20 protein-coding genes are annotated in these 25,113 nt (G+C 58.5%); 5 read left to right on the top strand and 15 right to left on the bottom strand.

Features of this window, described 5'->3' with window-relative positions; all coding sequences use genetic code 11:
* Positions 1–252: 252 nt before the first annotated feature.
* The 7 genes from pbfA to ACS5Q0_RS25440 form a co-directional block, all read right to left on the bottom strand.
* Positions 253–1,662: a (R)-1-hydroxy-2-aminoethylphosphonate ammonia-lyase gene (gene pbfA / locus ACS5Q0_RS25470; RefSeq protein WP_473129448.1), complete on the bottom strand. Its 1,410-nt coding sequence runs from the start codon at positions 1,660–1,662 to the stop codon at positions 253–255.
* 20 nt (positions 1,663–1,682) lie between these two features.
* The gene (locus tag ACS5Q0_RS25465) at positions 1,683–3,395 is read right to left on the bottom strand and encodes a putative 2-aminoethylphosphonate ABC transporter permease subunit (RefSeq protein WP_473129447.1); all 1,713 of its coding nucleotides are present in this window, start codon (positions 3,393–3,395) and stop codon (positions 1,683–1,685) included.
* Between the two features lie 4 nt (positions 3,396–3,399).
* Complete coding sequence (locus ACS5Q0_RS25460; RefSeq protein WP_473129446.1) at positions 3,400–4,533, bottom strand: putative 2-aminoethylphosphonate ABC transporter ATP-binding protein; 1,134 nt, start codon at positions 4,531–4,533, stop codon at positions 3,400–3,402.
* A gap of 83 nt (positions 4,534–4,616) precedes the next feature.
* A complete protein-coding gene (locus ACS5Q0_RS25455) occupies positions 4,617–5,645 on the bottom strand; it encodes a putative 2-aminoethylphosphonate ABC transporter substrate-binding protein (RefSeq protein WP_473129445.1) in 1,029 nt (342 codons plus the stop codon).
* Positions 5,646–5,756: 111 nt separating this feature from the next.
* Positions 5,757–7,208 carry a phosphonoacetaldehyde dehydrogenase gene (gene phnY / locus ACS5Q0_RS25450; protein WP_473129444.1) on the bottom strand — a complete coding sequence of 484 codons (1,452 nt, stop codon included), beginning with the start codon at positions 7,206–7,208 and terminating at the stop codon, positions 5,757–5,759.
* A gap of 11 nt (positions 7,209–7,219) precedes the next feature.
* The gene (gene phnA, locus ACS5Q0_RS25445) at positions 7,220–8,470 is read right to left on the bottom strand and encodes a phosphonoacetate hydrolase (protein ID WP_473129443.1); all 1,251 of its coding nucleotides are present in this window, start codon (positions 8,468–8,470) and stop codon (positions 7,220–7,222) included.
* 12 nt (positions 8,471–8,482) lie between these two features.
* Positions 8,483–9,610 carry a 2-aminoethylphosphonate--pyruvate transaminase gene (locus tag ACS5Q0_RS25440; RefSeq protein WP_473129451.1) on the bottom strand — a complete coding sequence of 376 codons (1,128 nt, stop codon included), beginning with the start codon at positions 9,608–9,610 and terminating at the stop codon, positions 8,483–8,485.
* Positions 9,611–9,763: 153 nt separating this feature from the next.
* On the opposite strand from ACS5Q0_RS25440, the gene ACS5Q0_RS25435 reads away from it, so the two are divergent.
* Positions 9,764–10,627: a LysR substrate-binding domain-containing protein gene (locus tag ACS5Q0_RS25435; protein ID WP_473129442.1), complete on the top strand. Its 864-nt coding sequence runs from the start codon at positions 9,764–9,766 to the stop codon at positions 10,625–10,627.
* An 87-nt stretch (positions 10,628–10,714) separates the two neighbouring features.
* Positions 10,715–12,397: a Na/Pi cotransporter family protein gene (locus tag ACS5Q0_RS25430; RefSeq protein ID WP_473129441.1), complete on the top strand. Its 1,683-nt coding sequence runs from the start codon at positions 10,715–10,717 to the stop codon at positions 12,395–12,397.
* Here ACS5Q0_RS25430 and ACS5Q0_RS25425 read toward each other — a convergent pair.
* Together ACS5Q0_RS25425 and ACS5Q0_RS25420 are read right to left on the bottom strand one after the other, a co-directional pair.
* Complete coding sequence (locus tag ACS5Q0_RS25425; protein WP_473129440.1) at positions 12,391–13,257, bottom strand: EamA family transporter; 867 nt, start codon at positions 13,255–13,257, stop codon at positions 12,391–12,393. The genes ACS5Q0_RS25430 and ACS5Q0_RS25425 overlap by 7 nt on opposite strands.
* Positions 13,258–13,379: 122 nt before the next feature.
* Positions 13,380–14,174: a DeoR/GlpR family DNA-binding transcription regulator gene (locus ACS5Q0_RS25420; RefSeq protein ID WP_473129439.1), complete on the bottom strand. Its 795-nt coding sequence runs from the start codon at positions 14,172–14,174 to the stop codon at positions 13,380–13,382.
* Between the two features lie 73 nt (positions 14,175–14,247).
* Here ACS5Q0_RS25420 and ACS5Q0_RS25415 point away from each other — a divergent pair, with 73 nt between their 5' ends.
* Positions 14,248–14,760 (top strand): RNA pyrophosphohydrolase, encoded by a 513-nt coding sequence (locus tag ACS5Q0_RS25415; protein WP_473129438.1) that lies wholly within the window; start codon positions 14,248–14,250, stop codon positions 14,758–14,760.
* A gap of 275 nt (positions 14,761–15,035) precedes the next feature.
* Positions 15,036–16,502: an FAD-dependent oxidoreductase gene (locus ACS5Q0_RS25410; protein ID WP_473129450.1), complete on the top strand. Its 1,467-nt coding sequence runs from the start codon at positions 15,036–15,038 to the stop codon at positions 16,500–16,502.
* A gap of 58 nt (positions 16,503–16,560) precedes the next feature.
* On the opposite strand, the gene ACS5Q0_RS25405 is transcribed toward ACS5Q0_RS25410, so the two are convergent.
* The 6 genes from ACS5Q0_RS25405 to ACS5Q0_RS25380 all read right to left on the bottom strand — a co-directional run bounded on the left by ACS5Q0_RS25405 (position 16,561) and on the right by ACS5Q0_RS25380 (position 23,662).
* On the bottom strand, positions 16,561–17,955 hold the full coding sequence (locus ACS5Q0_RS25405; RefSeq protein ID WP_473129437.1) for an ABC transporter ATP-binding protein: 1,395 nt from the start codon (positions 17,953–17,955) through the stop codon (positions 16,561–16,563).
* On the bottom strand, positions 17,955–18,926 hold the full coding sequence (locus ACS5Q0_RS25400) for an ABC transporter ATP-binding protein (RefSeq protein ID WP_473129436.1): 972 nt from the start codon (positions 18,924–18,926) through the stop codon (positions 17,955–17,957). The genes ACS5Q0_RS25405 and ACS5Q0_RS25400 overlap by 1 nt, the downstream gene beginning before the upstream one ends.
* Complete coding sequence (locus ACS5Q0_RS25395) at positions 18,923–19,756, bottom strand: ABC transporter permease (protein WP_473129449.1); 834 nt, start codon at positions 19,754–19,756, stop codon at positions 18,923–18,925. Before ACS5Q0_RS25395 ends, ACS5Q0_RS25400 begins: the two co-directional genes overlap by 4 nt.
* Positions 19,756–20,742: an ABC transporter permease gene (locus ACS5Q0_RS25390; protein ID WP_473129435.1), complete on the bottom strand. Its 987-nt coding sequence runs from the start codon at positions 20,740–20,742 to the stop codon at positions 19,756–19,758. Before ACS5Q0_RS25390 ends, ACS5Q0_RS25395 begins: the two co-directional genes overlap by 1 nt.
* Positions 20,743–20,803: 61 nt before the next feature.
* Positions 20,804–22,414, bottom strand: a complete 1,611-nt coding sequence (locus tag ACS5Q0_RS25385; protein WP_473129434.1) for an ABC transporter substrate-binding protein — start codon at positions 22,412–22,414, stop codon at positions 20,804–20,806.
* Between the two features lie 54 nt (positions 22,415–22,468).
* Complete coding sequence (locus tag ACS5Q0_RS25380) at positions 22,469–23,662, bottom strand: M20/M25/M40 family metallo-hydrolase (RefSeq protein WP_473129433.1); 1,194 nt, start codon at positions 23,660–23,662, stop codon at positions 22,469–22,471.
* A 315-nt stretch (positions 23,663–23,977) separates the two neighbouring features.
* Here ACS5Q0_RS25380 and ACS5Q0_RS25375 point away from each other — a divergent pair, with 315 nt between their 5' ends.
* On the top strand, positions 23,978–24,850 hold the full coding sequence (locus ACS5Q0_RS25375) for a LysR substrate-binding domain-containing protein (RefSeq protein WP_473129432.1): 873 nt from the start codon (positions 23,978–23,980) through the stop codon (positions 24,848–24,850).
* Positions 24,851–25,113 lie beyond the last annotated feature (263 nt).

The following is a 25,113-nucleotide window of genomic DNA, read 5'->3' as shown; positions in this document are numbered from 1 at the left end:
GAAGGCGTCCGGGTTCTTCACCGAAGCCTCGTATTTCGCGCGATAGCCGGCAGCGTCCAGATAGGCGCGGTGGGTCCATTCGGACGGGACGTCGTAGATCTTCTCTTCCATGGCGCTTCTCCCGGAGCCATCCACTTTCATCCCTTGGATCAAGTCTAAGGAGCAATAAAGTGTCTTTAGAACTGGTCAGCATGGTTCCCGCTTAACGGCACTCGTGACGACTTCTCGTTTGTCAGCTAGATTGGACGAGCCTTAGTTACGGGCTCCACATCCAGCAATCGCCTCTTCCAAAATATCGAGGGCGCGGAGCATCTGGGACTCTGTCGTAATAAGAGGGGGTGTGAGGGTCAGTACGTTACCCATTGTGGTCTTGAACGACAGACCGCGATCAAGGGCGCGGTAGAGGATCTCCTCGGCAAGGTCAGAAGCAGGTTCTTTGTCCTGTTGGGACTTCACAATTTCGATTCCGAGGAGGAGGCCTCGCCCCCGTACATCCCCAATATTGGGCAGCCGCCGCTTCATCTCGAGCAGACGTTCGAGAGCCATGTCTCCAACACGGGCAGCATTCTCGACGAGCCCCTCATCCTCAATGATCTCGATCGTAGTGAGAGCTGCTCGTGTGGTCACAGGATTTTTTTCATGGGTATAGTGTCCAAAGGCATAATTTGCGCCAAGATCCAGCTCGGACCGGGTGATAACGGCTGCGATCGGCAGGATACCGCCACCAAGACCCTTGCCCATCACCAGAATGTCGGGGACGACCTCGTCATGCTCGCACGCGAACATCCGGCCGGTCTTACCCAATCCAGTCGGGATCTCATCGAAGATCAGAAGTGCACCGTGACGGGCACAAGCCTCCTTGACAGCGCGCCAGTAACCTGGAGGAGGCGTGTACGGCACCGCGCGGGCCGGCTCGGCGATAACAGCCGCGACGTCGCCCTCGCGAGACAGCACGTAATCCACCATCGCAGCGCAGGCCATGCGGCAATGATCGAGATTGGGATGCCCATTCGCGTCCGTTGAATGACCATAGGGGCAACGATAGCATCCGAACGGAGCCACATGCTGCGCCCCAGCGACAACGGGCGCCGCTGGCCCGGACCGGAAGAGTGCCTCGCCGGAAAGGCTCGCTGCCCCAAAGCCAGCACCATGGAACGCGTCCCAGAACGACAACGTCTTGAATCGGCCTGTAGCGGTGCGTGCGATCTTGACCGCCACCTCGACTGCGTCGGAGCCTCCGGTTGTGAACAACACCTTAGAAAGGCTACCTGGCGCGATGGACCCAAGCTTCTCTGCCAACAGCACCGCAGGTTCGCAGGCGTAACGCCTGGGTGCAAAAGGCAACTCATCCATCTGGCGAGCAATCGCGGCCTTCAGGCGGGGATGGCCGTAGCCGATATGATGAACATTGTTGCCATGGAAGTCCATGTACCGCTGGCCAGCGATGTCTTCGATCCATATGCCTTCTGCCTTGGCAATAGCGTTGAGGCATGGCGTGGAAACCGACTGGCGCAAGAAGCTCTTCTCATCCCGGGCGAGAAGCGCGCGTGATTTGTCATCGAGGGCACTCACCTGCCAAGTACGCCGACGATTAGTGAGATTAGTATCACCCTCTGACTCACTGACGCGGTGGATAGGCTCGGTGGCGTGGAGGCTCAACATACTCATTGCTCCGAAGTTTCCTATCGCTGTCGCCAAGCCTGAAGCCGTCCAAAAACGAGGCGGTTCAGGAGAAGATGCAGCAACTTCACAAGGATCGCTGTTGCCATAATGATCGTTGCCATTGCAGCGGCAGACGCCATCGCGCCCGCCTCATCCATATGCACAACTGCGATAGAGGCCAGCTTTGTATCCGCTCCGTAGAGGAAGATGACGGCGGAGACTGTCGTAAGGGCATTGACGAACATATAGACCATGATGTCCAGAATCGCCGGCATACAGATCGGTACCGTAACTCGGCGAAAGGTCCGCCAGAATGGCACCTTCAGAGAAGCGGAGACAGCCTCGAACTCGCCGTCAATCTGCTTCAGTGCTGTCACGGCGGTGATGTGCGCCACCGTATAAAAATGTGCGATGGTGTTAATAACGAGCACCGCCAGCGTCCCATAAAGCACGTTGAGAGGGTTCCAGGTGGCATTGAAAAAGAAGACATAACCGAGTCCAAGGACCAGTCCCGGAACTGCCATCGGCAGCATCGCGAGAAGCTGGACAAAGGCTCGGCCACCTGGGAACGCCTTCACCTTCTCAAGGAGGTACGCACCTGTGAAGACAAGCGCTGTCCCGATCACGGCCGCAGCCGTAGCCATTGTAAGGGAATTCAGGTAGGGCCACCATCCGCTCGTGTCGACATTGTCAAAAGCGTAATTCTCTAATGTCAGAGACAGGTTATAGGGCCAATACTGGATAAAGGATGCCCAGGCGGCGACACCATATGTCGAAACGATACAGCCACCAACCACAACACAATAGAGTGTAAAGGCTGCATCCGAACTGCGATGCGGCTTGGGGACATAGGGTACCGCCCGGGCGGAGAGCAGGGCTACTTGGTGGCGCTGCACGCGCCGATCGACAATGAAGGCAAGAACCGCAGGCACTAGGAGAAGCATGCCGACCACAGCGCCCATTGAGAAATTCTGCTGGCCCACCACCTGCTTGTAGGCATCGGTCGCCAGAACACTGAACTGTCCACCAATGACTTTGGGAATGCCAAAGTCCGTAATGACGAGCGTGAATACGACGAACGCTGCGCTGATAAGGCCGTATCGCACACCAGGAAGTGTTACCGTCCAAAAGACTCGCGTGCGCGGTGTTCCGAGGACTGCCGCAGCCTCGTACAACCGCCCATCGGCCAAGGCAAGGGCCGTCACCAGAATGAGCACAGCATGCGGAAAGCAATACAAAACCTCCGCGACGACAACGCCGATCGGTCCGTAGATCGATGCACCCATTAGGACATGCTTGAGGAAGCCCTGGTTTCCGAAGATATAAAGGAGAGAGATTGCCGAAAGGAGAGAGGGAGCAAAGATCGGCAGCATAGCCGCAGCGTAGAAGAGCCCCTTCATTCGCACCTGGCTGCGGGTCAACGCATAGGCATAGCCAAAGGCAAGTGGTATCACGATCGTCGTTGAGAGCGCTGCAACCCAAACACTGTTGAAGAGCGAAGAGACGAGCGTCGGGGTGGTGAAATAAGTTCGATAATTAGAGAGGCCTACGAAGGATCCATCCGCACCCTGAAAGCTCTTGGAAAGGAGCGCCCACAGTGGCAGCGCGATGATCAATATCAGGGTAACACCAATGACGGCGATGAGGCCAGTAGCAACCTGATCCTCGTTGATGCTCCGCCGCACCCGTGGGCTCACTTCACTCGTTGTGGTTTGAAGGGCGACCTGGCTCATGAGCTCATCCCTGTTTGCTGTCTACGAATACGCGTAGCGACTCCGGCGGAAGCGCAACCAGGATCCTCTGTCCCTGCGTGACATTGAGGTCGCGCATCAGATTGGCTGAAAAGTCAGCGACCAGCGCCCCACCGGCCTGGGACTCTGGCTTAAGACGCGCGCGGCAGAATGATCCCAGGAACTCGATACTTTCGACCTGAACCGGGAAGGCATTCGCATCGCTCGGTTGAACCCCCCGGACCCGAATCTCTTCCGGTCTAAGGCCAAGCGTGACCGAAGTCCCAGCTGGAATAGGTTGCGTGCTGTTGTAGTTGAGGTCCAGAGCGCCAGTTCTGACCGTTCCGGGTCGGCCGACTTTGGCTTTAAGAAAGCTCATGCTCCCAACAAAATCAGCAACAAAAGCTGTCGTCGGAGCACGATACACCTCCGATGGCGTTCCAATCTGCTCAATAAGGCCGTGGTTCATGACAACGATGCGGTCCGCCATCGTCAGCGCCTCTTCCTGATCATGAGTCACCATGATGGTTGTGACGCCAAGACGCTTCTGGAGATTGCGGATCTCCTCCCGGAGCCTGACTCTGACCTTCGCATCAAGAGCGGAGAGCGGCTCGTCGAGGAGGAGGAGGTTGGGAGAGGTCGCAAGGGCTCGTGCGAGCGCAACACGCTGTTGTTGCCCGCCCGAAAGCTGGACCGGATACTTTGTACCTTGATCGGGCAGACCGACGAGCGCCAAAAGCTCATCCACACGACGCTTAATGTCGGCCGCTGGTTGGCGCCGGTTCACGAGTCCGTAGCCTACATTCGCGGCGATAGTCAGATTCGGAAACAAAGCATAAGATTGGAAGACGATCCCGAAGTCGCGCTCCGCGGGTGGAGCATGCGAAACATCTCGTCCGCCCATTTCGATCCGGCCCCCATCCTGTTGATCCAGGCCTGCAATGGCACGGAGCAAAGTGGTTTTGCCGCAGCCAGACGGCCCAAGGAAGCATATGAATTCGCCGCGTTGGACATCGAGGTTGATATTCCTCAACGCGGTAAAGCTGCCGTACTGCTTCGTGAGATCCCGAATCCGGAGATACGGCGGCAATGCACCGCGTTCAAAACCCGGGCCATTTGAAGTAGATGCGATGTCTCTCATTGGATGAACCTAACCTGATCCTGTTCTGATCGTGGAGGCCTCGCATCAGGCGCGGTGCAGATGCGAGGCCTGTCAGCAGTGGTTCAATTCTTAGCCGCGGACTTCGAGTCGTATCGTTTCGACCACTCCGCCAGGATTCGCTCGCGATTCTGCGCCATCCAATCGAAGTCGTTCTTGACCATCCTTTCCTCGGCATGAGCCGGATAGTTCCGAGGTGCGTTCTGGACACCCGGATAGGCTACGACCGCGTAGTACTTTGCGTAGAGCTCGTTGGCCTTCTTGGTCGCAGCCCAATCCAAGACTTTCTTTGCGGCATCAAGATTCTTGCTGCCTTTGACGATGGCTGCCGCTTCAAAGTCCCAGCCAGTTCCCTCCTCCGGGATGATAACCTCGATCGGCGCGCCCTTGGTCTTTTCGCTCGCAGCCCGCATGTCGATGGCAATCCCAGTGACCCGCTCACCGCGAGCCGCCTGGACACAGGGTGCCGAACCCGAATGGGTGTAGACCGCGATGTTGTCATGGAGGGCGTCCATGAACTTCCAACCTTGCTCCTCACCCATCATCTGCAACCAAGCGGCAACCATCAGGTACCCTGTGCCGGAGGAAGCTGGATGAGGCATAACGATCTTCCCCTTGAACTCAGGGGCCGTGAGATCTTTCCATGAGGACGGCGTCTTGATGCCCTCCTTTTTTGCCTCGACCGTATTGTGACAGATTGCGCCGAGAAAGGCTTCCATGCCGATCCAGGTCTTGGGATCCTTGCTGTCCTGGAATGCAGGTTTCAGCGAACCAGCTCCAGCTGGCGAATAGCTTTCGAGAAGGCTTGCGGTCTCGAAGAGGATAAGGCTTGTTGCCGCGATTCCCATGACAATATCAGCCCGGGGATTTTCCTTCTCTGCAAGGAACCGAGCGGTGATCACGCCGGTGGAATCACGGACCCAGACGACCTCGACATCTGGAACCGCAGTCTCGATCGCTTGCTTGAATGGAGCAAGCTGATCGTTCTCAAACGCCGTGTAAATTGTGAGCGGCCTCCTCTGCTGGGCCTCAGCGCTTGCGCCAAGGCCAGAGATGATTGCTGCCGCTAAACAAGTGGTAAGAAGAAGCTTCATTTGTTTCCCTCTGGTATTTACTTACTACCTACTTGTACTGAAAGATTTGTTGCAGTCTGATCTTACACTCCTCTTTACTTACATTGCGAGATCGACCAATTTTAATCGGTATCATGCCGGCCACGGCAAGGAGTAGGTCTTCACATTGGTGAAGCTCTTCATGGCTTCGACAACCCCTTCCTTGTAGCCAAGGCCCGAGTCCTTGATGCCGCCGAAAGGTGACATTTCGATCCGATAGCCTGGTACCTCCCAGATATTGACAGTCCCTACCTCAAGATCGCTAACGAAGCGCGTGATGTGGTCGAGGCGGTTCGTGCACACGCCCGATGACAGGCCGTAGGCTGTCGAGTTGGAGATGCGGATGACCTCGTCGATATCATTTGGACACCGGATGATCGGGATAACCGGGCCGAATGTCTCTTCGTGAACGAGTTCACAATCATATGGGACATGGTCGACGACCGTCGGCGGGAAGAGAGCGCCCTGCCGGTCATTGCCGTGAAGAAGGACCGCGCCCTTCTCAACCGCTTCGGTGACACGCTGCTCGAAAAGCCGGGCAGAACGCTCGTTGATGACCGTTCCGACATCGGTCTCGGGGTCCATCGGATTGCCGGCCTTGAGCTTCTTCGCCTTGGCCAAGACCTTCTCGACGAAGGCGTCGGCCACCTTCTCCACGACCAAGATGCGCTTGACAGCGGTGCAGCGCTGGCCGGAATTCTTCGTGGCGCCTTGCACTGCGAGTTCAGCAGCCTTGTCGAGATCCGCATCATCCATGACGATGAGGGGATCGTTGCCGCCGAGCTCAAGGACGATCCGCTTGTAGCCTGCTTTCTCGGCGATGTATTTGCCCACACGCACAGAGCCGGTGAAGGTGACGAGATCCGCATCGGGATCCGTAATCATTGAATCTCCCATGGTCGAGGGATTGCCGGTTACGACGGAGAGCATTTCCGGCGGCAGGCCAGCTTCGTAGAGCACGTCGGCCAACGCAAGGGCCGTTAATGGTGTGAGCTCCGTTGGTTTTAGCACCATCCGATTGTTGGTTGCGATCGCAGGAGCGATCTTGTGCGACACCATGTTGAGCGGGTGGTTGAATGGTGTGATGGCCGAGATCACTCCAGACAACGGAACACGGGTCGTGTAGATCTTGCGGCTTTTGCCGTTCGGGCTGATGTCGCAGGAGTAAATCTCACCATCGTCCTTGATTGTAAGTTGCGCTGCGAAAGACCAGACGTCGTAGGCTCTGCTGGCTTCGTAGAGCGAGTCCTTCCAGCACAGTCCCGACTCCGCTGTGATCAGCTGAGCGAACTCCTCCTTGCGATCGCGCAAGATCTCAGCCGTGCGCTGGAGAATCTGCTGACGCTCATAGCGAGTTAACTTCGATTTGAAAGCACGGGCTTGAGCGAAGGCGCTGCGGACATGTTCGGGCCGGGCGGCTGGAACGGTTCCCACAACTTCATTCGTATAAGGATTATGGACCTCCAGCACATCATCGGTCGTCACTGCCTTGCCGGCTATGCGCATAGTCTCATGACGGATGGTGGATCGGACGGGTGCGTTCATGGCCTTCTCCTTCAATGTACCAGATTGAGCGCCACGTCGAAGACATCGAAGTTGCGCAGGCGTGGCGAAGTGGCCTCGATCTTACGGTTCACGATCATGGGCACCACCTGCTCCGTTAGGCCGCCATGGGAGCGGAGCGGCTCGGTCAGGCCGGAAAGGTCGTGCCGCTCGCGGCTTGTTCCGAGAACCTTGTGACGCGTTGAAATGACAACAATGTCACCAATCCGGTCTGGCGGCAGCTCGAAGCGCTGACAGGCCTCGTCCCGTTCGATGGCCAGTTCTATGCCTTCTACGCTTGAGAGATCATTGAGCGTGGCGCGAACATCGGTTCCAGTGGGGAGGTAAACCGTCGCAAAAGATCCGAGCGCGCCATGATGGGCGACATAAGGGTCTGTGATCGGGAGAATTACCCGCGCTGCTCCGCTTCCAAATGTCTTGTCGAACCAGTCCTGAAGGTAGATGACATCCGGCTCGCCATTGGGGCGATATTTGTCGTTCATGCCGTGATCAGCAGTTAGAGCCAGGACACAGCCAAGTTCGTCGAGCTGACCGACGTAGCGGTCAAGCATAGCATAGAATGCGTTGGCGATCTCCGAGTCAGGTGCGGCCTTGTGCTGGATGTAGTCTGTGGTCGACAGGTACATGACGTCAGGGCGGAAGGTCTGCAGCAGTCTTACGCCTGCAGCAAAGACGAATTCTGACAAATCAGCGGAATAGACCTCAGGCAGGGGCTTGCCGACGTAGTCGAGAACATCGCCTATGCCATTTTCTGCCTTTGTGGCCTTATCAGCCTTCTCGGAGGAGAACGCAACCGCTCGGCCGGTGCTTGGGTCAAGCCCTTTTCCGAGGAGCGTGCGCAACTTGTCCTTGGCAGTCACAACGGCCACCCTTGCGCCGGCATCATGGAACGCCTTCATGATGGTGTCGGCCCGCATGAAGCGGGCGTCGTTCATCATCACTTCCTGATCGGCTGCGGTGTCGTAGAAGTAGTTGCCGGCAATCCCATGCACGGCAGGTGGTGCGCCGGTAATGATGGAGATGTTATTGGGATTGGTGAAGCTCGGGATGACAGACGAAGCCAATAGGTTCGAGCCGGTTTTCATGAGCCGATCGAGGTTCGGCGCAAGCCCTCTGGCAATCGCGCACTCGATATAGCCAGGCTCCGATCCATCAATGCAGACGACAACGGTCGGCACCCGTGGCATGCGGTATGTCCGGCCGTTTGCAACGACCTCGCGACCAATCACACGTTGGATATTCATTGGTATTTCTCCTCAAGCGGCCTTCGCTGTGGGAAGGCTGACGCCTAGTTCGTTGAGCACCTCGCGCACGGCGTTGAGAGCAGCTCGCATGTCCTTTGGGTAGAGTCGTCCGATGCACCCAATGCGGAAGGAGTTCGCTACCGTCAGCTTGCCGGGGTAAATGACAAATCCGCGATCCTTGAGGCCATCATAGAAACGCTGGAACACGAAGGCAGGATCGGTCGGCATGTGGAAGGTGATGATGATCGGTGCCTGTAGGACATCGGGAAGCAGCGTCTCGAAGCCGAGCTCGCGCATCCCGTCAATCAACACCCTGCCGTTGTCGGCATAGCGCTGGCCGCGACCTCTTACTCCTCCTTCTGCCCAGAATTCCTCAAGAGCCTGGTGGAAGGAAACAATGACATGAATGGGTGGGGTGAAGCGGTATTGGCCAGTTTTCTCGAAACCCTGCCACTGATCATGCAGATCGAGGACGAGCGTTGTCGCGTTGCCCTTCGTCTCGGCCAGAGCCGTCGTCCGACAGAGAACGAAGCCAAGCCCTGGTATTCCTTCGATACATTTGTTTGACGAGGCCGCAACAGCATCACAAGGTGTCGTCTGCGCATCGAGCGGCAGAGCGCCGAAGGCGCTCATGGCGTCGATGAGAAGGCGTTTGTTGTGCCGGGCAACGAGCTTTGCGATTTCTTCGATCGGATTGCGGATGCCGCTTGTCGTCTCGCAGTGCACCGCGAAGACGTGAGTGATCTCCGGATTTGCCTGCAGGATCTGATCGACAGTGTCGAGATCGGGAGGTGTATCCTCGGCCGTTTCATGAACCAACGTGCCCCGACTTGCGATATCGAGAATGCGCTTGGCCCGATGGCCATAGGCACCATTGATGAGGACTAGTACCTTTCCATGAGGCGGCACGAAGGTGGTCAACATCGCCTCGACCGCAAAGGTGCCTGAGCCCTGCATGGGGACCGTCACAAAGTCTCCTTTACCATTGATGATCTCCGGCAGGCGCTCAAGGACGGTTTGGTTGATCTTGAGAAAAGCTGCATCGCGCGACCCCCAATCGTGGACCATGACCTCTTTTACCGTTTTGGAGGTAGTTAAGGGACCTGGCGTCAGGAGAAGGGGGTCCCCCGTTTCGGACATGGCGGGTGTAAATTTGGGCTGTGACATACCGCAGTGCCTTCTTGTCTGCTTTCGATGAACCGAGGCTAAATCCTGCTCCTGTTATTGGTCCAATATTTCCTCTGGATATACGGTATAGATTGGATCTATATCTGAAGCAGCGGAGGCTAGATCGTGAACCTAACGCTGTTACGCGCTTTCCATTTGGTGGCCCAGGCTGGCAGCTTCACGCGCGCGGCCTACACGGGTGGCATCAGTCAGCCAACGTTGTCATCGCAAGTGCGCGCCCTTGAGGCAGCTCATGGCATTAGTCTTCTCAACCGGCGTGGCCGCGGGGTCACGCTGACACCCTTGGGGCAGAGCCTCTTTGCCATCACGACCCGCCTCTTCGCCGCGGAGGAAGAGGCCCAAGCCCTTCTCGCTGGCACGCGGGCCTCCGGCCGCGAGCACCTGAGAGTTGCCGCAGACAGCGCCACTCACGTGATGCCGTTGCTGGCTGAACTTCGCAGGCGACGCCCGGGCCTGACGTTTTCGCTTCAGGTGGGCAATTCGTCCGACGTGCTTCAGCACATCCTGGATTATGATTCCGATGTCGCTGTCATGGCGAAGCGCACGTCCGACCCCCGTATACACAGTCTTCATCTGCGTACGGATAAGCTGGTTCTCTTTGTGCCGCAGAGCCATCCTTGGGCGCACCGCCATCGTGTCCTGATGCAAGAACTCGACGGCCGTGAACTCGTCATCCGGGAGCGCGGGTCGATCACGCGTGAGGTCTTCGAAATGCGCCTTGCGGAGGCAAACATTCGCCCTGGGGCGCTTGTCGAGGTTCAGACGCGAGAGGCGGTTCGCGAAGCCGTAGCCTCTGGTTTTGGCATCGGCATCATTTTCGAGAGCGAATTCGGGAACGACACGGCGATGAAGGCGGTGAGAATTGAGGACGCTGATCTCACGGTCGACGAGTACATTGTTTGCCTTGAGGAGCGGCGGCGCATTCCCCTCGTCCGCAGCTTTCTGGACCTTGTAGCGTTGCCAACATGACAACCCTGCAGGGGACTGCCGCAAAATATCTCATTTAGCAACAAATTGCCACTTTCCAACGGTGAGCAGAGACGCTAGTTCTATGACATGGACGCGACTCGGATGCTCATTCAACTGATTGGAAGCGTGGCCCTGCTCCTGTGGGGTGTACGCATGGTACGCACAGGCGTCAGCCGCGCCTTTGGAGCGGAACTCCGTCGGCTTGTGGCTCTATCCTCACGAAACAGGGGCGCCGCATTCGCAAGTGGCCTTGCGGCTACCACGCTGCTGCAGTCCAGCACGGCCACGGCGCTGATTATTGGCTCCTTTGCCGGACGCGGGATCATCGCTTTGCCCGCCGCGCTTGCCGTCATGCTGGGTGCCGACATCGGCTCGACTCTCGCAGCGCAGCTTCTGGCTTTCGATATCAAATGGCTCTGGGCGGTCCTCGTCGCTGTCGGGTTTGGGCTCTTCACCAGCCGAGAGAACGGGCGCGGGGCTGGACGTGCGATCATCGGCCTTGGATTGCTCCTTCTCGCCCTCCAGGAACTGAGCGGCGCAGCGGCGGTCCTGCGCGGAGCTCCCACTATGCGGGTTGTCCTTGAGGCCGTGGGCGGAGAGCCCGTCATCGCCCTCGGTATTGCGGCCCTGCTGACCTGGGCGGCGCATTCGAGTCTTGCCATCGTGCTCTTCGTGATGTCGCTCGCGGGCAGCGGGGTCGTGCCGGTTCCGGTGGCGCTCACGCTTGTTCTCGGTGCGAACATCGGAGGAGCGTTCGCGCCGTGGGTGGCACTCTCTGGCTCGCCGCCGGCAGCACGGCGTGTGCCGCTCGGCAACCTCCTCATGCGCGGCGGCGTCGGTTTGGCGACCCTGCCTCTGGTAGGTTTCTTCGCTGAGCAGATGAGCGCCTTCGTCCAAGATCCTGCCCGTAGCGTGGTCGCCTTCCACACGGCTTTCAACGTGGGTGTGGCCCTGATCGGCCTTCCTATGGTCGGAGTGCTTGCCAAGCTGCTGGAGCGCTGGGGGGCCGAGCCTGCCAGCCCCAGCGACGAGGGCCAGCCGCGCCATCTCGAGCCGAGCGTGCTGGATACCCCCACCGAGGCTCTCGCCTGCGCCCTGCGCGAAAGTCTGAGAATGGGCGATCAGGTCGCAGCCATGCTGCGCGACGTGCTCCCTGCGATCGAAGGCAACGATCCAAAGCTGGTGAAGGAAATTGAGAAAGCGGACGACGCCATCGACCGCCTATACGAGGCCATCAAACTTTATCTCGTCGAGGCCTCGAAATCTGAGATGTCCGACGGGGAGAGTCGCCGTTTCGTCGAAATCCTGACCTTCACGACCAACCTCGAGCACATTGGCGATATCATCGACAAGAATCTCGCGGAGCTGGCCACAAAGAAGATCAGGAAGCAACTCTCCTTCTCTCCTGAGGGGCTCCAGGAAATCCGGGCATTCCACACGCGAGTGACGGAAACCATGCGGCTTTCCTTCAATGTCTTCGCGACGCGGGACGTGGGCTTGGCCCGTCGTCTGTTCGCAGACAAGAGCGCGATGCGTGCGGCCGAGCGCGACGCCACGGAGAACCACTTCGTCCGCCTGAAGGATGGCCGGCCGGAGACGCTCGAGACGAGCGCGATTCACATCGATATCATTCGCGACTTGAAGCGGATCCATGGCCATCTGACCGCGACGGCCTATCCGCTCCTCGAAGCCGAGGGAGAGCTGGCGGAAACCCGGCTCAGGAGACAGAATGCCAAGCTACGTCAGGGCCTGACACCATTGGCTCACTGAACTCGGATCAGGATCACACCAGCCAAGATCAGAGCAGCCCCGATCACGCGGCCTTGCGTCAGCGGCTCCTTGAGAACAAGGGTAGAAATCAGCACCGCGAAGAGGACGCTGGTCTCACGGAGTGCCCCGACTAGCCCGATTGGCGCGACCGTCATTGCCCATATTGCGATCCAATAGGCAAAGAGCGACATTGCGCCGCCTGCAAGCGCCGGCGCCGCGAACCACCATGTCGCGGTGAACGCCGCCCTCCCCCTCCGCCACACCGCGAAAAGTCCCATGCTGATGCCGTCGATGACAAACAGGCTGGCGGAATATGCGTGGGCGTCTCCGGCCACCCGCGCACCAATCCCGTCCACGAGCGTGTATCCCGATATAGCAAGTGACGTGAGCAGGGCAAAGGCGAGCGCACCAGGATCAAGGGGGGCGAGGTGGTGATGGCCGCCCCGCAGGGATATGAGAATGACACCAATTGCCAGAACCGCAGCTCCGCCCGTAGCTACGATCCCGATCGGTTCTCCAAGAAACACGAGGGAGGCTGATACCGTCAGCAGCGGGGCGGTGCCGCGGGCGATCGGATAAATTTGACCCATATCGGCTCGGCGATAAGCCTCCGTGAGCCCACAGTAGTAAGCAAGATGCAGTGCAACAGAGCCGATGAGCCATGGCCAGGCGGCCGCGCGCGGCCAGCCAAAGATCAGAAGGAAAGGAAGTCCGACCACGCCCGCGCCTGTCGTGATGAGGGCCATGGCCAAGAACGGCTCGAGCCGTAGTTTCAGCAGCGCATTCCATCCGGCGTGCATTGCCGCCGCAGCGAGTACAGCCGTAAATACTAGCGGGTCAATGTCGACAGGTTGGGCCATGAAAGGACTACGGAGACTTGGGCCGACAAGCGGGCACTTCAGTTTGGGAGGATACAGGACAGCTTCGACGGGAGGGCTCGCGTAACCGCGGAACGGACTCGCGAGAATAGCAGAACCTCACATTAGCGTGGCTCCGCCACAATCAGCTTCGGTCCTCTCTTGATCAAAGCCTCACCAATCGCTCCGGGTGGTGGAGTGTCAACGATAAGGCCTGCGGCCTTATGAAACTCCGGAATCCGAATGGGGGTGAGACGGCCGAACTTGGTGTGGTCGACAAGGAAATAGGCGGAGCTTGCCGCCGCGATCATGCGTGCGCGCTGTTCGGCGCCAACCCGGGTGTACTCAGTTACTTCACCATCCGGTGACAAGCCGCCGCCGCCGATGAACGCCAAGTCAACGCGGAAGCGGCTGATGGCCTCTAGGACATCAATCCCGGTCGTGGCTTCCTCGTTAGGGTCGAGTTCGCCACCGAGCACGTGGATGCGCATGCCCGGGCTTCGGCAAAGGAGCTGCGCGATGGCGAGGCTATTGGTACAAATCGTGAGGTCGCGCTTCCCGCCCAAGGCGTGCGCCAAAGCCAGTGTCGTTGTCCCTGAGTCGATCAGGACGACCATTCCGTCTTCGACAAGGGTAGCCGCCGTTCGCCCGATCGCCTCCTTGCCCTCTGCGTTCTCGGAGGCACGCAGGTCGAGGGCTGGTTCCTTGGCCTCACGCCGAGCGGCTCCACCATGAACGATGTCGAGGCGGCCCTGGTCCGCGAGCAATTTTAGATCCCGCCGGATGGTCTCGCGTGATACGCTGAAAAAATCCGCAAGTTCACTCACACCGACAGCGCCGGTCGCAGCAACGCGCCTCAGGATTTCATCATGACGGAAATGAGCCAGCGGCTTGGCTTGCAGCGGAGTGATCACGACCATGTCCGTACTTTGCCTTTGGTAAGCGGATGTTGCAAGATGTGATAGTTTGCTTGGTCTTATGCTGGAATCGTCTATGGCAGGCAATACCCTCCCCTACCGCCCCAATGTCGGCATCGCCCTCTTCAACCGGCGAGGGCAGGTCCTTATGGCTCGGCGCCTGCGTGATGATGGTCCGGAAATCATCATGCCGGGCCACGAGTGGCAAATGCCGCAAGGGGGAATTGACCCTGGCGAGGATCCGCTTGACGCAGCCAGAAGGGAGCTCTGGGAGGAGACCTGTGTTACGAATGCAGAGTATATTACTGAAGTGCCAGGCTGGCTCACGTATGACTTCCCACCCTATGCGGGACCTCCGCACAAGCTCGCGCGGTTTCGAGGCCAGCAACAGAAATGGATTGCCATGGGCTTTACCGGCAATGACGCGGAGGTGGACGTTACATCCGATCACGGGGGTGGCGAGCCTGAGTTTGACCGGTGGCGCTGGGAACACCTCGAACGGATCGTCGCACTTGTCGTTCCGTTCAAGCGTGCGGTTTACCAACAAGTAGCGGAGGCGTTTAGACATCTGCCTGGTGGTTCCGCCTGAGAGATGGGTTGGGTTCACCAGTAGCGTGGTGCGTGTTCCAAGTTGTGATCCCCTGAATAGTAAATTAGGGCTCGACAGAATAACCAACATAATGCCACAATAGATCACATATAGATTGTCAAGAACGAGCCACCGTGAATCGAGTGGGTGTTCCATGCAACGTATTTACAATAAACCCAACTGCGCCTTGCGCGTGGACTGAGCCTTGTGAATCTTCGTTGGGCACGCCGCAGTCTGTTAAGCAACGCACCCGTCAGTCGGGCGGTTGCGGCTTAATGGTCTTGGCAACTGCTCCGTCGGCAAGTCATCGGGGCTTTCTCAAGACCTTTCTCCAATGGCGCAGGAATATTGCGGTGAGACCATTCTGGCTTGATCAAGCATTATCACGAGAGGTCGGTTCCGAGCCCCCGCTGGTGGGAGAAACATTCGCAGACGTCTGCATCGTTGGGGGCGGGTTCACAGGTCTGTGGACTGCAATACAGTTGAAGCAGTCCCAGCCCGATCTCAATGTCGTCATCGTGGAAGCAGATATCTGCGGAGCCGGAGCGAGTGGGCGCAACGGCGGATGCGTGCTGAGCTGGTCAACGAAGTTTCTTACGCTGCAGCGCCTGTTCGGTGAACAGGAGGCAGTCCGTCTGGTTAGGGAGAGCGAGAATGCCATCAACGAGATTGAGGCATTCTGCCTTGCTCACGGCATCGACGCTGAGTTTCGACGTGACGGAACTCTTTACACCGCTACATCCCCGGCGCAGGTCGGATCAACGGATGCAGTTATTTCTGCGCTCGAGACCCGCGGCATATGCTCTTTCGAGCGCCTTGCACCAGCCGAGGTCACAAAGTATGCGGGCTCGGCGAAGCATCTTGCCGGCATCTATTCGCCAATCGCTGCCACGGTGCAGCCCGGCCTGCTCGTGAGGGGATTGCGGCGGGTTGCTCTTGAGATGGGAGTGCGGCTGTACGAACGCACTTCCATGTGCCGCCTCGATCGAGGACGCCCTCCAATTGTCGAGACGGCGAATGGTGCCGTCCGAGCTGAAAAAGTGGTTGTGGCGATTAATGCCTGGATGGCCCGGCAGTTCCGGGAGTTCGAGCGAACTGTCGTGATCGTTTCGAGCGATATGATTATCACGGAACCCCGGCCAGACCTTCTCAGCGCAATCGGGCTGACGAGTGGCATCGCGGTGCTGGATTCCCGAATCTTCGTGCACTACTACCGAACGACCGAGGATGGCCGCATCATGCTTGGGAAAGGCGGAAATACCTTTTCCTTTGGAGGAAGAATTCTGCCGGTCTTCGACAAGCCGTCGCCCTACTCGTCTGTGCTAGGGGAGCGCCTGCTCGAGTTCTTCCCGTCCTTCACCGGTGTTCCTATTGCTGCAAGTTGGAATGGCCCTTCGGACCGTTCCGTGACCGGTTTGCCGTTCTTCGGCCGCTTAGACGATCACCCTGATATCGTCTACGGGCTGGGCTATTCGGGGAATGGAGTTGGTCCAAGCTATCTCGGGGGCAAGATCCTCATGTCGTTGGTGCTCAATCGGGACAACGAATGGACGCGATCACCGATTTCACACGGTCCGATGGGATATTTCCCGCCAGAGCCTATTCGCTATGCGGGATCAATCGCTGTCCGTAACGCAATCAGGCGTAAGGAGTGTGCCGAAGACCAACATCGGAAGCCTTGGGCTTTGGACGTTATGCTCAGTAGGCTTGCGGGTGCCGCCGGAAAGGCTGACAAGAACTGATCTATCCTACAATAAGCAGCAATCTCTGCAGATTCTCCGCGTTGTATCAGAAAATGGCTTACGAACTCCTGCTATCGTTCTGATGATTCTTGATGGCTGCAACCCAAAGATCCACATCATCAGCAAGATCAAATCGCCGGCACGCGTCCTCTACATAGCGAATAGCCTGCTCAACAAACGCATCGGTTCCATGGACTGCCTTGTATTTATCGATCTTGGCGAAGTCGAGGTGGAGCGAGAACTCGCCGCCCGCAGTATTAACAAACACGCCGAGCGCTGCTTGGTCAATTGAACTGTGTTCTGATTTAGGCATCCTATTACCTGGAGCTGATTTGTTTCGGGCAAGTCCCGTTTCGGGGAAGTTTCCCGGACCGGAACGTCCTGGATAGACCGACAAACGATACGAGGCCCGCGCATCCGACCCATATGCCACCCTGCTGTCGAACTCTTGGCTCGGGTCCGCCAAGGCACCTTCGACGAACATGCAGCGAACCATGCGCCCGCCGACGGCCGCGAGGCTGGGCGTCTCTACTGCGCACGCTTCGCGCCTGATCGGGCACCGCGATCGGAACCGGCAGCCGGAGGGTAGGTCAATTGGGCTTGGCACCTCTCCCAAAAGCTGCAGAGGCTTCCCGCCGCACGGATGGTGCTCGCCGTCACGACGAATACGTGGCGCGGCAGCAAACAATGCCTTGGAATACGGATGGGCGAAGCCGCTCTGCATCTGGAGCGTGTCGCATTCCTCGACCACTTGCCCGAGGTACATCACGAGAACCCGATCGGCGATACGGCGCACGAGATGGAGATTGTGGGTAATAAAGATGTAAGCTACGCCGCTCGCTGCTTGGACGTCCTTCAGCAGGTTGATGATCTGGGCCTGGACGGATACGTCGAGCGCTGAGACTGCTTCGTCGCAGATAATGACATCCGGGCGAGGCGCAAGGGATCGGGCAATGGCAACACGCTGGCGCTGCCCACCCGATAGCTCGTGAGGGTATCTGCTTGCGAAGTCCGCCGAAAGCCCAACTTGGTTCAGGAGTTCGACAATTCGCTCCCGGCGTTCGCTGCGCGTGCCTTGTCTGTGAACCCGAAGCGGGTCCTCGATACTCTCACCGATCGTGCGGCGTGGGTTCAAACTCGCGTAAGGATCTTGGAACACGATCTGGACAGAGCGGCGATACCGCAGCGGGTCCTTCACCAGCATTTCCTGCGCGCTCTGGCCTCGGAGGCGGACAGTTCCCTCTGTCGGCTCGGAGAGCCACATCAAACAGCGTGCCAACGTACTCTTACCGCACCCCGACTCGCCGACTATGGCCAGCGTTTCACCGGGATAGAGTTTGAGAGACACGTGGCTTAAAGCATCGACCACCCGCGGCTTGCGAGCGAGCAGGCCGCCGAGCTCATACCGTTTACTGAGGCCCTCGGCCTCCAAGATCGGCTGTGACGAGACCATCAATGTGCAGCATCTCCGGTAACGAGGCAGGAAACGGCGCGTGAGGCCGGGAATGCTCTCTCGCGAGGGAACTGAGACCGGCAACGCCCCTCTGCGAGATGGCAGCGGGGCGCGAACGCACAGCCTGGTGAAACCTCGTGCGGCGATGTTACGGAGCCCGCGATCTCCCTGAGACGACTGCCGTCGGCCGACCAGTCGGATGCGTCGAGGAGGCCCGCCGTGTAGGGATGCAAGGGTTTGTGGAAGACATCAGCCACGGGCCCCTCCTCAACCTTCCGGCCCGCATACATTACCACGACGCGGTCGGCGACCTCGGATACGACGCCGAGATCATGCGTGATCAGCAGGACGGCCATGCCGAACTCAGACTTGAGCTCATTGATCAGCCCCAGCACCTGAGCCTGGACGGTCACGTCGAGCGCGGTCGTGGGCTCATCCGCGATCAGCAGGGTAGGCCGGCAGGCGAGCGCCATCGCGATCATGACGCGCTGCCGCATTCCTCCCGATAGATTGTGCGGATACTGCCGTACCCTCTCCGCCGGTGCGGGCACGCCGACGGTGCGGAGAAGTTCGATCGCACGGTCCATTGCTTCGCTCGCCGGGACCCGCTCGTGGAGCATCAGCGGCTCGGCAATCTGACGACCGATCCTGTATACTGGATTGAGCGCCATCATCGGGTCCTGGAAGATCATGCCGATTCCGGCGCCGCGAACCGTCCGGAGTTGACGCTCGTCAAGAGCAAGAAGGTCCCGCCCCTGGAACATGACCTTCCCCGATACGCATCCGACAGCTCTCGGGATCAGTCGGAGCAGCGCCAGTGCGGCCGAGCTCTTGCCCGAGCCGGATTCGCCAACCAGGGCGACCGTTTCACCCTCGCGGACACTGAAACTCACGCCGTTCACGGCATAAACAGGGCCGCGCGACGTGTCGAAGGCTACCTGCAGTCCCTCCACATGCAAGAGTTCTCTCATCGCTGCCTCATGCGCGGATTCAGCGCCTCATTGAGACCCTCTCCGACCAGATTGATACTTAATACGGTGATCAGGATGGTGACGCCGGGGATGGCTGACATCCACCAAGCCGTCCGCAGAACGGTCCGCCCGACGCCGATCATATAGCCCCAGGACATGATGTTCGGATCACCCAGACCAAGAAACGACAGACCTGCTTCCGTTAGGATAGCTGTCGCGACCATAAGCGAAGACACGATGACGACAGGCGGCAGCGCATTTGGGAGAATCTGCCGGAGTATGATCTCCGCGCTGCCCATGCCCATCGCTCGACAGGCCTGGACATACTCCCGATTGCGTTGGCTGATGAACTCTCCGCGCGCTAGCCGCGCAACTGATGGCCAAGACACCAGCATTATGGCGAAGGTAATGGTTGCCACTGAAGGGGACGTAATCGCCACGATGACGACGGCGAGCACGAACGACGGAATGGTCAGGAAGAAGTCCGTTATTCGCATCAAGATTGCATCGAGCAAGGCCCCCCTGGATCCTGCAAGTGCGCCGACCAGCACCCCTAAGATCGTTGCCGCAAGGCTCGCGATTATCCCGACTAGGAGCGACACGCGCGCTCCATGTAGAAGGCCCGCCAAGATGTCGCGTCCCGACACATCGGTGCCGAGTGGGAACCGATCGGATGGCGGCATCGACGGTCGCCCGGCCATATCGAACGGATCGGCAGCATAAAGCATCGGCCCGAACACGGCGGCGAGCACTATCACAAAGAGAACGAAGAGACCCGCGACAGCGCCGCGATTGCGTCGGTATCGCCTCCAGAAATCCGCGGGCCCCATCATCGCTGCACCAGACGCGGGTCGAGGATACCGTAGAAGATGTCAACTAAGAGATTGGTGAACACGACGACAACGGAGGATGCGAAGAGGATTCCCAGGAGCAGATTTAGGTCGCGCTGGAGCAATGAATCCAGCACAAGTCGGCCGAGACCTGGCCAGCCGAATACTGTTTCGACCAGGATGGAGCCGCCGAGCAGATGCCCGATCTGGACTCCGACCAGCGTCACCACCGGCAGAAGCGCATTGCGCGCCGCATGGGTGAAGGCGATGCGCATCTCCGAAAGTCCCTTGGCGCGGGCGGTCGTGACGTAATCGAGCGTCATGACCTCCAGCATGCTCGTTCGCATCACCCTTGTATAGACCGCAACGTAGAACAGGCCCAGCGTGAGCGCTGGCAGGACCAGATGGTGAAGCACGTCTAGGATGGAGGCCAACGGGCCGAACTCGGCACCGATCGTGCGCATTCCTCCGGATGGCAGGATCCCCAGCGTGATGGAGAAGAAGACGATCAGCATCAGCCCGAGCCAGAACTGCGGGGTGGCGTAGATGACTAGGGCTAGGACCGAGAACAGCGTATCGAACCAGCTACGGTGCCGAATGGCTGCACAGATGCCTAGGAGCATTCCAACCAGTACGGCAATGGTGATCGCGCTCAGCATCAGGATGAGGGTCGGAACGAGACGTTCGAGAATAATGTCAATCACCGGTCGGTTCTCGCTGAAGGAGACCCCAAGATCGAAGGTCATCAGGCGACCGATATAGATGAAGAACTGCTCGTGGAGCGGTTTGTCGAGCCCGAACGCCTCTTTCAGCTGTGCGACGGACTCAACCGTGGCATGCCCAGTGCTGCCCGCGATGATGTCGGCGGCATCACCGGGCGCCAGTTGCAGCAGCAGGAAGTTGAGCGCTGCGATCGCAAAGACGACAGGTATGGTCTGGCCGAAGCGAATGGCTATGAAGGACAGGCTCCCAGACACCTCTTTCACCTTCCTCTCGTATGGGCGGCGCCTACACCGCCGATATTGATCAGCATATCGGATGACTAGATTACTTCGTTTTCCAGACTGAATCCCAGCTCGAATACATCGAGATACCGTTCGTGATCAGTCCATGCACTTTCTTGTTGAAGATATGAGCGTAATGCATCTCAAGAAGAAATAAGACGGGCTGCTCGTCATGGAGGATCTGCTGGATTTCTGCGAGCTGCGACCTGCGCTTCTCGAGATCCATCTCACGCGCCGAAGCGCGGAACAGTTCGTCCACCCGATCATTTTTGTAGCCCATCGAGTTAGTGAACGAAGCGCCCGGTTTGATGTTGTAAGAGGTGAACGAACGTTCCACGCCGATGCTCGGGTCGGAATAGTTGTGGGTGAAGGAACTCGAGACATCGTAGCTCCATTCCCCGTAAACTGCCTTCAACCAGCCGCCGAGATCCGCACTTTTGGTCTCGACTTGGACGCCGATCTTCCCCCACTCCTGTTTGACATATTCAGCAAAACGGACCCAGTTCTCGCCATAGGGCAGGAAATACTGCGTCAGACGGAACCGGACACGATCGGGTCCCTGCTTGAAGCCTGCCTCGTCTAGCAAGGCTGCCGCCTTCTTCGGATTGTATTCGTACGACTTGAGCGCGACATTATATAATGTCTGGTTGGTGCTCACGATGGGCCCGGTGGCGGGCTTGCCGAAACTGTACCAGATTACGTCGGCAATCTTGGAGCGATCGAGTGCCATGCTCAGCGCCTGACGAACTCTCTTGTCTCCGAGCGGCTCGGTGCGCAGGTTAAGTTCAAGCCACATGATCGGGCCCAGCCCCTCAGCGCCTTTTGTCGACAGCTCCAAATGCGGCTGGCTGGCCAAGCGCTGTATTTCCGCCTCGGGCAGCGCGTTCATCGGCGCGAGGTCCACCTCCCCATTTTCCATCGCAATGGCGCGCGCTGCACCGTCGGGTATGACGCGCAGGACCAATTGATCGAGATAGGGCCGCCCTTCGCGCCAGTATTCGGGATTGCGCTCAAGGATGATATGACTGCCTCGCGACCATTCCTTGAAGCGGAATGGTCCTGTCCCGACCGGCCGTGTCATGACCTCCGCCTGACGCACGGCGGATGCCGAGGACATGTCAACACCCTCGAATTTGTGCTGTGGCATAACCGGCGTATCGCTCGGCTGAAAAGCCTTGAGGAAATATGGAAGGGGCGCCTTCAGCCTGAAGATGACCGTCAGGGGATCAGGCGCCTCGATTGCTTCGACATCGCCGAAATATGTCTTCCCTCGGGAGTGATAGGGCCTAACGATCTGTTCGATGGTGAATTTCACATCGGCAGATGAGAAGGGTTTCCCGTCATGCCATTTGACGCCGCCCCGGAGACGAAATGTATAGGTTCGCCCGTTATCGGATACTGTCCAGGATTCCGCGAGGCTGGCGACTGGTTTCAGATCCGGCCCCTCATAGGCCAGGAGGCTTTCGTAAATCTTCGTCGATACGATTGACACCGGAACTGCCGTCGTGACGATCGTTGATAGGGCTGCTGGCTCCGGATGGAATACGTAGGTCAGCGTGCCGCCTTTCACCGGCTCTTGCCCCGACGCCGCACCGATACCTGCGATACTCCCAACGGCAATACAAACCAATGTCTTCAGTACATTTCCGAACATCTAGCCCTCCTTCGTCCTCGTTCCCCGCAAGAGGTCTCCCGCACCGGCGGGCCCTTATGGTGCCTCGCCGCACCACGTACAGATGAACTCGATCAGATGGTTGATTGAGGCGAGATACTCTGCAATGTTGATGTGCTCGTCCGGCTTGTGCGCCTGAGCGATTGTGCCTGGCCCGAAGATGATCGCAGGGATTCCCCCCTGATTCACCAAGTGGCGCATATCGCAGCAGAATGATCCAGGCCTGACCATCCCATCCTCGCCATGCCGCTGCAAGACCCGGACCATCTCCTGGGCCGCGTCAATGCTGGTGGACTGGAGCACACCGTCGTCATGGTGGAGGAAGGACAAAAGCGCCGGCGTCTGAGACAGAAATGAGTCGCCACGATTCACGTCATCCACCGCTCTGCGGAACGCTGTCATGACGGCGGTGACGTCGCCGACGGAGGGTGCGAAATAGGCACTTCCCTTAATGAGGACCTCGCTCGCGGTCGCCGTCTCATAATGCCCACCGGCAATCTTCCCGATCACGAGTGAGAACGGTGCTGGGCCCTCGCGATCGCCGATCTCCGCATTGTAGGACCGCTCCAACGCCAGCAATCCTTCAACGATCGCCGGAACCTTCTCGATCGCGCTTACTCCGTCCTGCTGGCCCGCGTTCCAGCGTGCGCCCGGAGAGCGCTGTCGGCCCGGCACGGTTATTTGCCAATAGAGTCCGCCGGGATGCTCGACAGCGACCGTGTTGTTCGTCGGTTCGAGCACAATGGCACCATCGGCTCGCCAGCCACGACGAACGAGATCGAGCGTGCCATTTCCAGCATGCTCCTCATTGACGACGCTTTGGAAGATGACGTCACCCGCCAGCCTCACTCGAGCAAGCTTGAGGTACTTCAGTGCCATGAGAGCAGCGACCAGCCCGCCCTTCATATCGGAAGTTCCGCGGCCATACATCCGTCCGTCCGCGATCTCGGCTCCAAATGGATCTCGGGTCCAGTCCTCAGCCGGCTCTACCGTCACAGTGTCGACATGACCATTGAGGATCAGCGAGCGCCCGCCCCCCGCTCCCTTGAATAGTCCGACTACATTAGGGCGTTCGCAATAATTGAGGACAGTCTCGAGACCGCTTTCCCGTAGAGCCTCATAGGTTGGAAGCACGTCGTATGGGAGGATCAGGTCATGCTGCCAGTGTGTTGGATACTGAGCAATATTGGGAAAGTGTGCGAACATGGCCCCGATATCGGGCTCCTCCACCGTTACCTCGGCTCCAAGTTGGCGAAGGATCTCGGCGATGTGCTCCTGCGCTCTCCCCTCCTCGCCGGTAAGGCTCCGGATACCGACGAGCGCAGCGAGGCACTGTATACTCTCCTCGCGATGCTGGTCAGCCAATGCAGACGCTGCCTCCGCGCCGTTCCTAGGGTTGTCTTCGGTTTGAGGGTGCGACCGCAACATCCTATTACCTTCGCCTCTACAGCAGATCATTGGTAACGAGAGTATGGGCTGGCTGTATAAGAACAAATAAATTATGATACGCGTGTATAAATTGGACTTATACATGCGGAGGAGCCAGTGCTTTATACCCAAATCCGGGCCTTCGATGCAGTCGCGATGGCTGGGAGCTTCATCAAGGCGGCGGATGCGCTGCGCCTCTCGCAGCCGGCCCTGTCCATGCAGGTTCGGGCTTTGGAGCAGGCTTATAGCGTGAGGCTGTTGGACAGGTCAGGACGCTCGGTACGTCTGACCCAGGCTGGGCAGGAACTCTTTGAGCTGACCCGACAGTTCATTCGTCTTGAGGAGCATATCGCGGAGGTCCTCGCCGCCAATATGAGCCTGTCCGAGAGCCGGCTTACCCTTGCCTTTGACGGTCCTCACATTACGCTGCCGCTCGTTGCTCGATTCCAGGCACTCTATCCGGATGTCGATCTGAGCGTGTCCATGGGCAACACGCAAATTGTCCGCAAGCAACTCCTCGAAGGCCGTGTGGATCTTGCGGTGCTGCCCGGCATCGCCGACGATCCCCGGGTTCATGCAGTACCTATTCAGCATCATCTGCCGGTAGTCATTGTGGGAGATTCCCACCCGTGGAGGGACCGAAGCTCGGTTTCCGTTAGTGAATTGGCTGATGTACCCATAGTTGCGCGGGAAGAGGGATCCAACACCCAAGCCCGGGTGGACGAGGGGCTCGCAGCAGCGGGCATTCGACCGAGATACGTTCTACATCTTGGCAGCAGGGAAGCGGTCATCGCAGCGGTCGCCGCAAATCTTGGCATCGGCATTGTCTGGGAGCGTGAGGCCCAGGCCTCTACCCGGATCCGCGCCTTGTCACTGAAGGGCTCGAACATTTACAGCACCGATTATCTGGCTGCGCTCAAAAGTGAGCAATCGCGGCGTGTCATCAGGGCTTTCTTCGCAGTAGCGGGGGCCGAATCGGCGTGCCCATAAGCGGCTTCACCAAGTGGTGCCACTCGCTCTTGCTCGCACGGTCCTGGAACGAGTGGCTGAACGAGTAGAGCGACTGATCCTCACTGCTAACGCCGATCTTTCTGGCTCCGTTGCATTGACCTCGGCAGTCTACAGGGCACCGTCATGTCTGGATGGCGCCCGTTTGGCAATGTGATTGTTGATGACGTTTGGGCCTAGCGGGGCGGGTGCAGTCATGTCTCCGGCCTTTGTGCGCGGTATGTCATAACCGCTGGCCCTGATGT

The sequence above is a fragment of the Microvirga sp. HS2 genome (genome assembly GCF_055792805.1).
This window is presented reverse-complemented; position numbering and strand designations above follow the sequence as displayed.

Excerpts from the sequence above, each read along its gene's own strand:
- ACS5Q0_RS25440 (WP_473129451.1), bottom strand. The coding sequence starts at position 9,610 with ATGTCCGAAACGGGGGACCCCCTTCTCCTGACGCCAGGTCCCTTAACT.
- phnA (WP_473129443.1), bottom strand. The coding sequence starts at position 8,470 with ATGAATATCCAACGTGTGATTGGTCGCGAGGTCGTTGCAAACGGCCGG.
- ACS5Q0_RS25400 (WP_473129436.1), bottom strand. The coding sequence starts at position 18,926 with ATGAGAGAACTCTTGCATGTGGAGGGACTGCAGGTAGCCTTCGACACG.
- ACS5Q0_RS25420 (WP_473129439.1), bottom strand. The coding sequence starts at position 14,174 with ATGGTCGTGATCACTCCGCTGCAAGCCAAGCCGCTGGCTCATTTCCGT.
- ACS5Q0_RS25415 (WP_473129438.1), top strand. The coding sequence starts at position 14,248 with ATGGCAGGCAATACCCTCCCCTACCGCCCCAATGTCGGCATCGCCCTC.
- ACS5Q0_RS25465 (WP_473129447.1), bottom strand. The coding sequence starts at position 3,395 with ATGAGCCAGGTCGCCCTTCAAACCACAACGAGTGAAGTGAGCCCACGG.
- ACS5Q0_RS25430 (WP_473129441.1), top strand. The coding sequence starts at position 10,715 with ATGGACGCGACTCGGATGCTCATTCAACTGATTGGAAGCGTGGCCCTG.
- ACS5Q0_RS25410 (WP_473129450.1), top strand. The coding sequence starts at position 15,036 with ATGGTCTTGGCAACTGCTCCGTCGGCAAGTCATCGGGGCTTTCTCAAG.
- ACS5Q0_RS25385 (WP_473129434.1), bottom strand. The coding sequence starts at position 22,414 with ATGTTCGGAAATGTACTGAAGACATTGGTTTGTATTGCCGTTGGGAGT.
- pbfA (WP_473129448.1), bottom strand. The coding sequence starts at position 1,662 with ATGTTGAGCCTCCACGCCACCGAGCCTATCCACCGCGTCAGTGAGTCA.
- ACS5Q0_RS25460 (WP_473129446.1), bottom strand. The coding sequence starts at position 4,533 with ATGAGAGACATCGCATCTACTTCAAATGGCCCGGGTTTTGAACGCGGT.
- phnY (WP_473129444.1), bottom strand. The coding sequence starts at position 7,208 with ATGAACGCACCCGTCCGATCCACCATCCGTCATGAGACTATGCGCATA.
- ACS5Q0_RS25425 (WP_473129440.1), bottom strand. The coding sequence starts at position 13,257 with ATGGCCCAACCTGTCGACATTGACCCGCTAGTATTTACGGCTGTACTC.
- ACS5Q0_RS25395 (WP_473129449.1), bottom strand. The coding sequence starts at position 19,756 with ATGGGGCCCGCGGATTTCTGGAGGCGATACCGACGCAATCGCGGCGCT.
- ACS5Q0_RS25405 (WP_473129437.1), bottom strand. The coding sequence starts at position 17,955 with ATGGTCTCGTCACAGCCGATCTTGGAGGCCGAGGGCCTCAGTAAACGG.
- ACS5Q0_RS25455 (WP_473129445.1), bottom strand. The coding sequence starts at position 5,645 with ATGAAGCTTCTTCTTACCACTTGTTTAGCGGCAGCAATCATCTCTGGC.